Annotated in this window: 11 protein-coding genes and 2 riboswitches; of the genes, 3 read left to right on the top strand and 8 right to left on the bottom strand. The window is 66.0% G+C overall.

Annotated features, from left to right (window positions below):
* Window positions 1–4: 4 nt before the first annotated feature.
* Entirely contained in the window at window positions 5–1,189 is a 1,185-nt protein-coding gene (gene gcvT / locus EWU68_RS00230; RefSeq protein WP_129313878.1) for a glycine cleavage system aminomethyltransferase GcvT, read from the bottom strand.
* A gap of 25 nt (window positions 1,190–1,214) precedes the next feature.
* The gene (gene gcvP, locus EWU68_RS00225) at window positions 1,215–4,082 is read right to left on the bottom strand and encodes an aminomethyl-transferring glycine dehydrogenase (protein ID WP_238692286.1); all 2,868 of its coding nucleotides are present in this window, start codon (window positions 4,080–4,082) and stop codon (window positions 1,215–1,217) included.
* Between the two features lie 27 nt (window positions 4,083–4,109).
* Window positions 4,110–4,203: riboswitch (glycine riboswitch) on the bottom strand.
* Window positions 4,204–4,295: riboswitch (glycine riboswitch) on the bottom strand.
* 720 nt (window positions 4,296–5,015) lie between these two features.
* Here gcvP and EWU68_RS00220 point away from each other — a divergent pair.
* Window positions 5,016–6,449, top strand: coding sequence for an MFS transporter (locus tag EWU68_RS00220; protein ID WP_238692223.1), 1,434 nt, complete (start codon window positions 5,016–5,018; stop codon window positions 6,447–6,449).
* A gap of 32 nt (window positions 6,450–6,481) precedes the next feature.
* Here the strand turns inward: EWU68_RS00220 and EWU68_RS00215 are convergent, their stop codons facing one another.
* From EWU68_RS00215 to modA, 6 genes are read right to left on the bottom strand one after another with little or no spacing between them, the layout of a single operon-like run.
* Window positions 6,482–6,955, bottom strand: coding sequence for a molybdenum cofactor biosynthesis protein MoaE (locus EWU68_RS00215; RefSeq protein ID WP_129313876.1), 474 nt, complete (start codon window positions 6,953–6,955; stop codon window positions 6,482–6,484).
* Window positions 6,945–7,430 carry a MogA/MoaB family molybdenum cofactor biosynthesis protein gene (locus tag EWU68_RS00210; protein ID WP_129313875.1) on the bottom strand — a complete coding sequence of 162 codons (486 nt, stop codon included), beginning with the start codon at window positions 7,428–7,430 and terminating at the stop codon, window positions 6,945–6,947. The genes EWU68_RS00215 and EWU68_RS00210 overlap by 11 nt, the downstream gene beginning before the upstream one ends.
* Window positions 7,427–7,918, bottom strand: a complete 492-nt coding sequence (moaC, locus tag EWU68_RS00205) for a cyclic pyranopterin monophosphate synthase MoaC (RefSeq protein ID WP_129313874.1) — start codon at window positions 7,916–7,918, stop codon at window positions 7,427–7,429. Before moaC ends, EWU68_RS00210 begins: the two co-directional genes overlap by 4 nt.
* Window positions 7,915–9,189 (bottom strand): molybdopterin molybdotransferase MoeA, encoded by a 1,275-nt coding sequence (locus EWU68_RS00200; RefSeq protein WP_129313873.1) that lies wholly within the window; start codon window positions 9,187–9,189, stop codon window positions 7,915–7,917. The genes moaC and EWU68_RS00200 overlap by 4 nt, the downstream gene beginning before the upstream one ends.
* Window positions 9,182–10,057, bottom strand: coding sequence for a molybdate ABC transporter permease subunit (locus EWU68_RS00195; RefSeq protein ID WP_129313872.1), 876 nt, complete (start codon window positions 10,055–10,057; stop codon window positions 9,182–9,184). Before EWU68_RS00195 ends, EWU68_RS00200 begins: the two co-directional genes overlap by 8 nt.
* Window positions 10,041–10,868: a molybdate ABC transporter substrate-binding protein gene (gene modA, locus EWU68_RS00190; protein ID WP_129313871.1), complete on the bottom strand. Its 828-nt coding sequence runs from the start codon at window positions 10,866–10,868 to the stop codon at window positions 10,041–10,043. The genes EWU68_RS00195 and modA overlap by 17 nt, the downstream gene beginning before the upstream one ends.
* A gap of 207 nt (window positions 10,869–11,075) precedes the next feature.
* Here modA and moaA point away from each other — a divergent pair, with 207 nt between their 5' ends.
* Window positions 11,076–12,116 carry a GTP 3',8-cyclase MoaA gene (gene moaA / locus EWU68_RS00185; RefSeq protein WP_129313870.1) on the top strand — a complete coding sequence of 347 codons (1,041 nt, stop codon included), beginning with the start codon at window positions 11,076–11,078 and terminating at the stop codon, window positions 12,114–12,116.
* Between the two features lie 3 nt (window positions 12,117–12,119).
* Window positions 12,120–12,389 carry a MoaD/ThiS family protein gene (locus EWU68_RS00180; RefSeq protein ID WP_129313869.1) on the top strand — a complete coding sequence of 90 codons (270 nt, stop codon included), beginning with the start codon at window positions 12,120–12,122 and terminating at the stop codon, window positions 12,387–12,389.
* Window positions 12,390–12,391: the final 2 nt, after the last annotated feature.

Below are 12,391 nucleotides of genomic sequence, written 5' to 3'. Positions count from 1 at the left end.
GCGTCTATTCGGACCGCCGGTAGAACGGGAGGTCAACGACCTCGAAGTCCTGGGTCCGTCCGCGAATGTCGACCGCGATCGTGGTTCCCGTCTCGGCGTTCCGGGAGTCGACGAAGGCCATCGCGATGGGGTGCCCCAGCGTCGGCGACGGAATGCCCGAGGTTACGGTTCCTATCTCCCGACGGTCCTCCCCCTCGCCTTCGACGAGGACCGACCCAGCGCGTGCGGGGCGCTTGGACAGTCCTTTCAGGCCGACCAGGATGCGGTGCCCCTCGTCCTGAGCCGCCGACTGGGCCTTCTCCAGGGCGTCCCTTCCGACGAACTCCTCCTTGTTCCGCAGCGCCGCGTCGACCATCTTTCCCAGTCCGGACGTGTAGGGCGAGAGCTCCGGCCCAAGTTCGTGACCATACAGGGGCATGCCGGCCTCGAGGCGGAGCGAGTCACGTGCCGCGAGACCCGCCGGCACGACGCCGCGGTCCCTGCCGGCCTCGGCCAACAGGGCCCAGAGTGCTGGAGCTGACTCATTGGGCACGTACAGTTCGAAGCCGTCCTCGCCCGTGTACCCCGTCCGGGCCAGGAGCACCTCGATGCCTCCCAGGACGGCCGGAGCGGCGGCGTAGTACTTGAGCCCGGCCAGATCGGTTCCGCCGTCAGCGAGCCGGAGGTCGTCGAGGACTTCGGCGATCACCGACGCGGCGACCGGGCCCTGAAGAGCGATGAGCGACGTTGCCGCTGTTTCCTCGTGAACGTTTGCCTCGAAATCCGTGCCCCTGACCGTGAACTCGCGCAGAACGGCGTCGGCGTTGGCCGCATTCGGAACCACGAGATACTCCTCGTCGGCCACTCGGTACGTGATGAGGTCATCGACGAGCCCGCCCCGGTCGTTGGCCATCACGGAGTACTTGGCGCGTCCGACCGCGAGCTTCCCGAACGAGGAGACCAGGGCGTGGTCCAGAAGCGCTGAGGCCTCGGGACCCGCGATGCGGATCTCACCCATATGGGACAGATCGAACAGACCCGCGGCCTCGCGAACCGCCTTGTGCTCGGCGACGTCGTTGTCGTACTTGAGCGGCATTTCCCAGCCGCCGAAGTCGGTGAAGGAAGCCCCCAACGATTCGTGCACCTCGTACAGCGCGGTCCGGCGAGGGCCTTCGGTCTCCGGAATGTAATCCTGATTCTGGATAGTCATGAACTCACTCTCTCCTTCGTGAGGGTCACTCGGCCGCGGACTCGTCGACTTCGATGTCGAAGGCCTCGATCGGCGGGCACTCGCAGACGAAATTGCGGTCGCCCGCAGCACCGTCGATGCGACCGACGGGAACCCAGTACTTGGCGCGCCGCAACCGAGCGACGGGATAACCAGCCGACGCTCGCGAGTATTCCCGGTCCCACTCGTCCGCAGTCAACACTTCGGCCGTGTGGGGAGCCATGCGAAGAACCGAGGTCTCCGCCTTCGCCCGCCCCTCGGCCACGTCCGTCATTTCTGCATGGATCTGCGCCATGGCCTCGATGAACCGGTCGAGTTCTTCCAGGTCCTCCGACTCCGTCGGTTCGACCATGAGCGTCCCCGCCACGGGGAAAGCCAGAGTGGGAGCGTGGAACCCGAAGTCGATGAGGCGCTTGCACACGTCCTCCGCGGTGATCCCGGACGATTGGGTCATCGGCCGCAGGTCCAGGATGCATTCGTGGGCCACCAGGCCCGAGGGTCCCGTGTACAGCACCGGGAAGAAGTCGTTGAGCTTCTTGGCCAAATAATTCGCGTTGAGCACCGCGACCTGCGCGGTGCTGCGCAGGCCCTCTCCCCCGGTCATCGCGATGTACATCCAGGAGATCGGCAACACGCCCGCCGAGCCGAAGAAGGCCTGGGACACGGCTTCGACCCGCTTGGAGTCCGCTCCCGATTCGGCGTCGATCTCCGCGGCGTCGCCCGGGAGGTAGGGCGCAAGCTGCGGGGCCACGGCGACCGGACCGACGCCGGGGCCGCCTCCGCCGTGCGGGATGCAGAAGGTCTTGTGCAGGTTGAGGTGGGACACGTCGCCGCCGAACTCTCCCGGCGATGCGAGGCCCACGAGGGCGTTCAAGTTGGCGCCGTCGAGGTACACCTGCCCACCGGCTTCGTGGACCAACCGGCACACTTCGGTCACGGTCTCCTCGTAGACTCCGTGCGTGGACGGATAGGTGATCATGATGCCTGCGAGCCTCTGACCGTACTTGTCGAGCTTGTCCTTCAGATCGTCGAGCAGGATCGAGCCGTCCTCGGCGGTCGCGACCGAGACGACCTGGAGGCCCGCCATGACCGCGGACGCGGCATTGGTCCCGTGGGCCGAGGCGGGAATCAGGACGATGTCCCGGTCCCCTTCCCCACGGTCGCGGTGGTAGTCACGGATCGCCTGAAGTCCCGCGTATTCGCCCTGGGATCCGGCATTCGGTTGGAGGGAGACCGCATCGTAGCCGGTGATTGCCGTGAGCCAGCGCTGGAGATCATCGATCAGCTCGAGCCAGCCCTGGGCCTGGTCTCTTGGGGCCAGCGGATGGATGTTGGCGAATTCCGGCCACGAGATCGGCTCCATCTCGGAGGCGGCGTTGAGCTTCATCGTGCACGAGCCCAACGGGATCATCGTGCGGTCCAGGGCGAGGTCCTTGTCCGCGAGCTCTCGCAGGTAACGCATCATTGACGTCTCGCTGCGGTGGCCGTGGAACACGGGGTGGGTCAGGTACTCGTCCTGGCGGAGAAGGGAAGCGGGAAGATCGAAGTCCTGCTGCGAGTCCGAACGTCCGGCGCCGAAAGCGGCCAGGACGTCGTCGAGCTGGTCGAAGGTGTGCGGCTCCCCCACGCTCACCCCGACGCGATCGTCGTCGATTCGACGCAGGTTGATGCCCTTGTCCAGAGCCGCCGCGACGACGTCGTCGGCACGTCCCGGAACCACCGCGGTCACGGTGTCGAAGAACGCGGTGTGGGCCAGTTCGATGCCGCCCGCCGCCAGACCGGCGGCCAGATACGCGGCCTTGTCGTGGATCTCCTCGGCGATTCTCCGCAGGCCTTCCGGCCCGTGGTAGACCGTATACGCGCCCGCGACCACGGCCAAGAGTGCCTGGGCGGTGCAGATGTTCGACGTCGCCTTCTCGCGACGAATGTGCTGCTCGCGCGTCTGCAACGACAAACGGTACGCCGGCCGGCCCGAGGAATCCGTGCTGACCCCGACCAGCCGTCCGGGAAGAGACCGCTCGAGGCCGCGCCGAACCGCGATGAATGCTGCGTGGGGGCCGCCGAAGAACAGCGGAACGCCGAACCGCTGGGTGCTGCCGATGGCGATATCGGCCCCCTGAGTCCCGGGCGAGACCAGCAGGGCCAGTGCCAACGGATCGGTCGCGATCGCAACCAATGCGTTGCGGGCATGCGCCGCCTCGACGAGATCGGTGTTGTCGATGACCTGGCCCTCCGAACCGATCTGCGCGGCGAGCACCCCGAACAGGTCTTCGTCGGGCAGACCGTGCGACAGATCCGCGACGACGACGTCGATGCCCAAGGTGGACGTACGACCCTCGATGATCCGGAGCGTCTGAGGAAGGAGGCGGGAGTCGACCGCGACCTTGCCGTTCTTGACCTTCCGATTGGCGCGACGCATCATCACGACCGCCTCGGCCGCCGAGGTGGCCTCGTCCAGCATCGACGCGTTCGCGATGTCCATACCGGTCAGGTCCATGACGGCGTTCTGGAAGTTGAGCAGGGCCTCGAGCCGGCCCTGCGAAATCTCCGGCTGGTACGGGGTGTAGGAGGTGTACCACCCCGGGTTTTCGAGGATATTCCGCCGCAACACGGCCGGCGTGATGGTCTCGGAGTAGCCCTGGCCGATCATCTGGACCTTGACCTGGTTGCGGTCGGCCAAGGACCTGATGCGTGCGGTGGCTTCGTGCTCGCTGAGGGCCTCCGGCAGCCCCGGCAGCTCGAGCGGTGTGCCACGGCGAATGGACCCCGGCACGGCGGCGTCGGCCAGAAAATCCAGCGAGTCGTATCCGAGTACGTCGAGCATCGAAGTGATCTCTTCGGCGCGGGGTCCGAGGTGGCGTTCGAGGAAGGACATCATCTCTCCGAGGGTGTGCTGAACTGTCCTCCCCGCTCTGTGCCTCGACCTGAGAGTTTTCGGCCGGTGCTCGCCCAACCTTGCCCCTTCGGCGGGGTCATGGGACCCCTTTCCAGAGTTGCCTCGCACTACGGTTCATTGGCCTGAGAGTTTCCCGGGGAGGGTTTGCTCCTTCGGCGCTCGGACCAGCCGAGGCTCTCCCGCAGTGCGTATGCGGCAATTGGACTTAAGTGTGCCACATCCCACGGACACGAGCGACCCGGATGCGAACGCGCTGGTGGGCGTGGCGTCGTTCGGCGGGGCGGGTGTGGCGGCCGCGGCGTCGCTCGGCGGATGGCGGGGTGAGTGAGTGTGGCGGCCGCGTCGTCGTACGGCGGGTGGAGTGGGTCTCTGCATCGTTCGGCGGCTGGGGTGGCGGCGTCGTTCGGCCGGTGGTCCGCCGGCATCCTGGCAGTGTCAGGCGGTCGGGAGGTCGAGGCGGCAATTCTGTGCGGGTTCCGGGACGAAGTGGCGGTTTTTAGCGCAGCAGCTCGCGAGGTGGCAATGGCGTGCGGATCCGAGCGCGAGGTGGCAGTGGCGTGCGTTAAACGGGCCAATTCGCGCACGAATTCGCCACCTCGCCGGAAATCTTGCACGGCATTGCCACCTCGCCGGATGCCGCGCACAAATGCGCCACCTCGGCGAAGGCCCGACGCACGAATCTGCCACCTCGTGGCGCGCCCCTGCACGAAACCGCCACCTCGCGAGTTGCGGCACACAAAATTGCCACCTCGCCGACCGCCGACGCACAAAATTGCCACCTCGAGGCTCACCCCTCCGGCCCACCACACCGATCCACCACACCGGCCCGCCACTCCGGCCCAGCGCCCGCCGCACCGACCCGTCGCCCGCGGAACCTGGCCCAGGACACATAGTGACGTTATGTTGGTCACTATGAAGACAGTAACCAGCCTGATTCCGGCCCGCCTGGACCGGCTGCCGTGGAGCAGATTCCACACGATGATCATCGTCGGCTTGGGAACGGCCTGGATCCTCGACGGCCTCGAAGTCCAGATCGTTGCCGCCAACGGTTTCGCGGAGACGCTCGACATGTCCACGGAGCAGATCACGCGCGCCGCGACGGTCTACCTCGTGGGCCAGGTCGTCGGTTCTCTGGTCTTCGGTGCCCTCACGGACCGCATCGGCCGGAAGAAGCTGTTCATCCTGACTCTGGCCGTGTACCTCGTCGGCTCCGGCATCGCGGGCCTGTCCAACTCCGTCTGGTTCCTCTACATCTGGCGGTTCGTGGCGGGCGCGGGCATTGGCGGCGAGTACAGCGCGATCAACGCGACCATCGACGAGCTGATTCCCTCCAAATACCGGGGACGCGTGGATCTGATCGTCAACGGCACGTACTGGGGCGGCGTCATGATCGGCGCGATCGCCACCATCTTCCTGCTTGATCCGGCCATATTCCCCATCGATTGGGGTTGGCGCATCGGGTTCTTCATCGGACCCGTGCTCGGGCTGATCCTCATCATGATTCGCCGCCACATCCCGGAATCTCCCCGCTGGATGCTGACCCACGGCCAGGGCGACAGGGCCGAATCAGTGGTCGAAGGCATTGAGAAGGACGTGCAGGACAAGGGCCACGAGATCCCCGCCGTGGACGAGTCCAAGGCCCTGACCATCAAACCCGAGGAGAAACTGCCGTTCAGACAGCTCGCCCACGTGTTCCTCAAGCTCTATCCCCAACGGACGGTTTTGGGCATCACGCTCATGGTCACCCAGTCGTTCCTGTACAACGCGATCTTCTTCACCTACGCGATCGTGCTCGAGACGTTCTACGGGGTGAGCCATTCCTCGGCCGGTAAGTACATGATCCCGTTCGCCCTGGGCTCGCTGCTGGGACCGATCCTCCTGGGCCGGCTCTTCGACACGATCGGCCGGCGGAAGATGATTTTCGCGACCTACGGGATTTCCGCCGTGATCCTCGCCGTTTCTGCTGTCCTCTTCTCGATCAACGTGCTGGGACCGGTGACCCACACGATCTTCTGGTGCGTCGCGTTCTTCTTCGCGAGCGCGGGTGCTTCGGCCGCCTACCTGACCGTGTCCGAGATCTTCCCCATCGAGGTCAGGGGCCAGGCGATCAGCTACTTCTTCTCGATCGCGCAGATCGCCGGCGCACTCGCCCCGGCAATCTACGGCGTCCTGATCGGCACCGGCGAGGCGCGCGGTCCTCTGGTCTGGGGTTATCTCATGGGCTCGGCGATCATGATGGCCGGCGGTCTGGTTGCCTGGTTCCTGGGTATCGACGCCGAGAACAAGGGGCTGGAAGACGTCGCCGACCCGCTGACCAAAGAGACGCCGACCGTCCCGGAAAGGTAGGGACCGTACCCGCGGTTGCCTCCCGGGGTCGCCTAATGCAGCCCGACCCAGTCGACCGTGCCGTCGTCGAGCACCTGTTCCTTCCAGATCGGGACCTCCGCCTTGATCGTGTCGGCCATGTCCTCACAGGCCCGGAACGCCGGACCTCGGTGGGCCGCCGCGGCGACCACGGTCAGGGCGGATTCCCCGATCTCGAGCGGGCCGATGCGGTGCACGGCCCACAATCGGACGTCCGGGTGCCGGGCAGAGACGCGGCCGGCGACGTCGTGCATGACGTCCACGACCTGCGGATGCGCGCTATAGGTCAGGCCCTGGACGCCGCGCCCCTGGTCGTGGTCCCGGACGACCCCGTCGAAGACCACGAGCGCACCCATCGCACGCGTCATCGTTGCGTCGCGGGCCTCGCGGGCCAGGTCCTCGAGCGGTTCTCCGATCACGTCCGCGCGCACGATGACGCCGGTCTGTTCCGCCACGTAGGCGGGATCCTGCGGATTGTCAGTGCCCACGTCGGCCCTCCAACTGGTCCAGGGCGTGCTCGTACAGGCCGCCGAGCACCGCGATGCCGTCCTTGATTCCGCCGGGAGACCCGGGAAGCGTGACGACCAGGCTCTCGCCGATGACTCCGGCGACTCCCCTGGAGAGCACGGCCGTCGGGGTCGATTCCAGGCCCTTCTGCCACAGCGCGTGCATGATCCCGGGGACTTCGTAATCCAGGCACTCGGTCACCGTCTCGACCGTCCGATCGTCCGCGTTGAGCCCCGTCCCTCCGGAGGTGAGGACGAGCCGCGGTCGTTCCTCCGGTTCCCGGACGACGTCTCCGAACGTCTGCCCGAAGCGAGCGTCCTCGACCACGACGGCGTCGGGAACCTCAAATCCCTCGGATCGAAGCCAGTCGACCAGGATTTCCCCCGAGCGGTCCTCATAGACCCCCTGCGCGGCCCGAGTCGAAGCAACCAACACCAACGCCGTGCGTTTCGTCATCGCTCCTCCTCAACAGTCCACGAACCGGACTTGCCGCCGGACTTCGCGAGAACACGGATGTCGCCGATCACGGCGTGCTTGTCGACGGCTTTGATCATGTCGTACAGGGCGAGCGCGGCGGTGCTGACCGCGGTGAGCACTTCCATCTCGACGCCGGTTGCTCCCCGCGTCCTGACCTTGGCCTCGATGCGCACGCCGTCGTCGAGACGCTCGAAATCCACCGTGATCTTGCCCAACGGCAGCGGGTGGCACAAGGGAATCAGCTCCGGGGTCTTCTTCGCCCCCATGATGCCGGCGATGCGGGCCACGGGCAGGGCATCGCCTTTCGGCAGGTCGGCCGCGTACATGAGCTCGACGACGTCGGGCCTGGTCCGAAGGACGCCGACCGCCACGGCTTCCCTGCTGGTGTCGTCCTTCCCAGTCACGTCCACCATGTGCGCGGACCCGTCCTCCCGGACGTGCGTCAGGCCTTGCTCGGTGTTCGTCATGTTTGCTCCTCGTGATGCGGGTGCGGTGCCAGTGGGTGGACGCTGACCACGTCTCCTCCGGACAGGTGACTCGCCGGTGGTACCTCGATCAGGCAGTCGGCTCCCACCGATTGTGCCAGCAGGTGAGAGCCAGCCCCACCGACGACCTCGACCGATACGGTCGCGTCCTCTCCCAGCGCGAGTCGCCCCCTGCGGAACTGGGTCTTGGCGGGAACGCCTTCGACATCGGCGGACAAGCGTGCTGCCAGGACCGTTGGTTCCGCGGCGGCGCCCCAGACCTGCGCCACCAGGGGCGCCACGAACAGGCGGAATGAGACCAAGGTGCTGACCGGATTTCCCGGCAGGGCGACCACGGGCACGCCCGCGAGCGCCGCGCAACCCTGGGGCCCGCCTGGTTGCTGTGCCACATGCCCGAACCATGCCCGGGGTCGGCCCTCCAGAACTTGTCGCACCACTTCGAAGGCGCCGTGGCTGATTCCGCCGGAGGTCACCACGAGGTCCGGGCGCCTTCGCGTCATGGCGTCGTCGAGCCTGTTTCTCAGGTCGTGCGGGTCGTCTCCCGTCACGATCCTCTGGACGACCTCGAGTCCGTGGTGTCCGGCGAGCGCCTCGAGCATCGGGCCGTTGGCGTCCGGAAGCTGCGCCTGGTCCAGGTCTTCGGACTGGGAGATTTCCTCTCCTCCGGTGCAGATCAGCACGCGCGGTCTGGCCCAGACCTCAACAGAGCGTACGTTCTGGCTGGCCAGAGCCCCCACGGTCTGAGGGGTCACGGTTCGCCCCTCGGATACCAGGGTCTCACCGCGCCGCAGGTCCGACGCCGCGGGACGGACGAACTGCCCCTCCGGAGGCCGAGGGACACGCACCTGGGCACCGAGGGCGGCGAATTCGGGCGGATCGCATTTTTCCACGGGGACGACGGCGCAGGTTCCCTCGGGCAGCTTGGCCCCGGTCATGATCGGGCAGACGGTATCCGCCCGGTCGAGTCCCAGAGGGTATTCCTTCGCCGGATCGGTCCCGGCAGGAACCACGGGCCCGGCGCCGAAGAACCTGTCCTCGCGGCCCACCGCGTCCGCGTTGAGCGCATACCCGTCCATCTGCGAATTGTCGAAACGCGGCGAGTCTGCCGGGGCGACGACGTCCTCGGCCAGCACACGCCCCACGGCGGCGGCCAATTCGACCCGTTCGGCCCTGGGCCCGGCTCCCAGGTCGCGGGCCAGGCTGACGAGGTGTTCACGGTATTCCGCAGGAGCGAAGGGTTCCGCGTCATGCATGGGATGTGTCCGCCTTTCGGAGCGAGGACAGGAAACGGGCCATCAGCAAAAGTCCTACGACCAGAACGTACAGGGCCAGGAGCATGATGCAGCTTCCGAGCGCGGCGTCGACGTCGTTGGAGCTGAGCCCGATTTCGATGTTCAACGGAATGGTGCGGGTTGTTCCTTCGATATTCCCCGCGAACGTGATGGTCGCCCCGAACTCGCCCAGGGCCCGTGCGAAGCTCAGGAGCCCCGCGGTCAGCAGGCCGGGAAGGGCTTGCGGCAACAGGACCTTGCGGGCCACCTCGTTGCGCGTTGCTCCTTCCGTCGCGGCGATCTCCTCGTACCTTCGGGGAATCGCGGTGAGGGCGGTGACGGCCGTGGAGACGAAGAAGGGCATCGAGACGAAGACCTGGGCGAGGATGACCGCCCACGAGGTGAACGCGATCGTCACGTTGCCTTCGGCCAACAGTTTGCCGAGCAACCCGTTGCGACCCCAGAAAAACATCAGAGCCAGGCCCGAGACCACCGGAGACAGCACGAGCGGGGCATAGACGATGAAGGCCATGGGGCCGCTGAACGCGGAAGCCAGCCCACCGGAGCCGGCCCTCCCCGACCCGGAGGCACGCGCCTTCCCCGACCTGGTCAGCATGAGGGACAGCGGAATACCCACCAGAATGCAGCACACCGTGGAGATGCAGGACGTGGTCAGGGACAGCTCGAGGGCCTGAACCGCCGACGGTTCGGACAGGAGGCTTCCGGCCTCGGACCAGGGAATTTTGACGACGAGGCCGAGAAGAGGCCCGAGGACCAGGAGCAACGCGATCCCCGCGGGGACGTACAGCCACGCGGGGAACGTGTAGTTGGAATTACTGCCCCGAGCCAAAGCCGTACTTCTTGAGGATCTTCTTGGCGTCGTCGCTCTCGAGCCACTTGTAGAAGTCCTTGGCACCGTCGTTCTTCGAGCCAGAATCGGTGATGGCTGCCGGGTACTTGTTCTTCTCGATGCCCTTGAGGTCGATGGCTTCGACGTCTTCGCTGTTCTTCTTCATGTTCAACGCGTCGGTCGAGTACACGAATCCGGCATCGACCTCGCCCTGACTGATCTTGGTCGAGACGGCGGACACGTTGGCTTCTTGGCTCGCGTCGTCGAGTTCGACGCTCGCGGCGTCCAGTGCCTGCTGAGCGAGGGTCCCGCACGGAACCTCGGGCGCGCAGACGGCGACCGGCTTGCCCGAGGCGTCCTGGATCGAGTGGATGTCACCCGGGTTGCCGGGTGCGGTCACGAGTTGCAACGTATTGGTTGCGATCACGGAGGTGTCCTGGGAGTCCTTGAAGGCGTCCAGAGCCAGGGCCTTGTCCATGTTCTGCTGGTCAGCGGAGATGAACATGTCGGCGGAGGCGCCCTGATCGATCTGTTGGACCAGTTTGGAGGATCCTGCGTAGTTCCACTTGATGTCGGTCTCCGGGTGGTCTTCCTTGTACTTGGAGGCCAGCTCGTCACCCGCCTTGTTCAGCGAGGCGGCAGCGAACACCGTCACCGTCTCCGAGTCATCCGATCCTGAATCCCCGGAGGACCCGCCGCAGCCCGCGAGCAACAGGGCACCGGCTGCGGCCACCGAAAGGCCGGCACCAAACCTCGTGCGACGGCCGCGTCGCACCCGGTTCCCGGACGTGGGCTGCTGTGCGTTGCTCATAGGTGCTTCCTCTCGAGTGAATTATCGTGTGACATGGCTCCCCATGGAAATGTACATCACCTTCCTATCGAATACGGGGCAGCCCGGCTCCGCACTCTTCTTTCTGTTCCGCCTGGTCAACACCGAGGGTGAATGCCGGCTCGGTTCCAAGGAAGCCGTGAACCCGAGTACCGTGGGTAGTGGAGCAATACATCCGAGGAGGCAGCATTGGGACTCTTGGAAGACCAATGGGGTCGCGTAGCCAACGATCTCCGACTTTCACTCATCGACAAGTGCAACCTGCGGTGCACCTACTGCATGCCGGCCGAAGGGCTGGACTGGCTCGGCAAGAACGAGCTCCTGAGTGCCTCCGAAGCGGTCCGCATCGCTGACATCGGCGTCAGGCTCCTGGGAGTCCGCGAGGTCAGATTCACCGGCGGCGAGCCGCTCGTTCGCGCCGATCTGGCAACGATCCTCGGTGACTTGCGCGAACTCCACCCCACTTTGCCGATGTCGATCACCACCAATGGCATCGGGCTGGAAAAGAAGATCGATCGTCTCGTCGAGGCAGGGCTCAACAGGATCAACGTGTCCCTCGATACGGTGTGCCCCGAAACCTTCGCGAAGATCACGCGCAGGGACCGGCTCCCTCACGTGCTTCGTGGCCTCGAGGCCGCAGCCGAGGCGGGGATTCATCCCATCAAGATCAACGCAGTCCTGATGCGCGGGGTCAATGACGACCAGGCCGGCGAGTTGCTCGAGTGGTCCCTGCGCCACGACTTCCAGCTCCGGTTCATCGAACAGATGCCGCTCGACGCCGACCACGAATGGACGCGCAGCGGCATGGTGACGGCCGGGGAAGTCAGGGATCGCATTTCCGAGGACTTCGACCTGGTGCCCCAGGCCGAGCCCCGGGGATCGGCGCCCGCCGAGCTGTGGGACGTGTATCCCTTGGGCGCGGCCGACGCCGGGAATCCGGCACCGATCCTCGGCCAGGTCGGCGTCATAGCCTCGGTCACCGAGCCTTTCTGCGAAGCCTGCAGCCGGACCAGGATCACGGCCGACGGCAAGATCCGCAGTTGCCTGTTCTCCCACGAGGAAACCGACTTGATGGAGGCGCTCAGGGACGGGTCGACGGACGAGCGGATAGCCGAAATCTGGCAGGCCGCGATGTGGACCAAGCCCAAGGCCCACGGGCAGACCAAGGTCGGTCTGGGTACGCCCGAATTTGTTCAGCCCGATCGCAGCATGAGCGCCATCGGAGGCTGAGAATTGGTCGACATCCACTACTTCGCCGCTGCGCGGGCGGCCCGCGGCCAGTCGACCGAAACCGTCGACGCCGGGGCGAACGGTCTCGTGACCCTCGCGGATCTGGTCGAGACGCTGGGACGAGAGCACACCGAGCACCGAGCCGCAGGCCTGACGCTGGCGGAGGTCTTCGGACGATGCACGTTCCTGGCCGATGGGCGCAGAGCCGAACCGTCGGCTCCTCTCGCGAACGTCGAGCGCATCGATATCATGCCGCCCTTCGCCGGAGGCTGACC

The sequence above is a fragment of the Rothia koreensis genome (assembly GCF_004136575.1).
In the GTDB taxonomy this organism is placed as follows: Bacteria; Actinomycetota; Actinomycetes; order Actinomycetales; family Micrococcaceae; genus Rothia; species Rothia koreensis.
The sequence above is the reverse complement of the archived record's forward strand: the minus strand, read 5'-3'. Positions and strand labels throughout refer to the sequence as shown.

Excerpts from the sequence above, each read along its gene's own strand:
- gcvT (WP_129313878.1), bottom strand. The coding sequence starts at position 1,189 with ATGACTATCCAGAATCAGGATTACATTCCGGAGACCGAAGGCCCTCGC.
- gcvP (WP_238692286.1), bottom strand. The coding sequence starts at position 4,082 with ATGTCCTTCCTCGAACGCCACCTCGGACCCCGCGCCGAAGAGATCACT.
- EWU68_RS00220 (WP_238692223.1), top strand. The coding sequence starts at position 5,016 with ATGAAGACAGTAACCAGCCTGATTCCGGCCCGCCTGGACCGGCTGCCG.
- EWU68_RS00210 (WP_129313875.1), bottom strand. The coding sequence starts at position 7,430 with ATGACGAAACGCACGGCGTTGGTGTTGGTTGCTTCGACTCGGGCCGCG.
- moaC (WP_129313874.1), bottom strand. The coding sequence starts at position 7,918 with ATGACGAACACCGAGCAAGGCCTGACGCACGTCCGGGAGGACGGGTCC.
- EWU68_RS00200 (WP_129313873.1), bottom strand. The coding sequence starts at position 9,189 with ATGCATGACGCGGAACCCTTCGCTCCTGCGGAATACCGTGAACACCTC.
- modA (WP_129313871.1), bottom strand. The coding sequence starts at position 10,868 with ATGAGCAACGCACAGCAGCCCACGTCCGGGAACCGGGTGCGACGCGGC.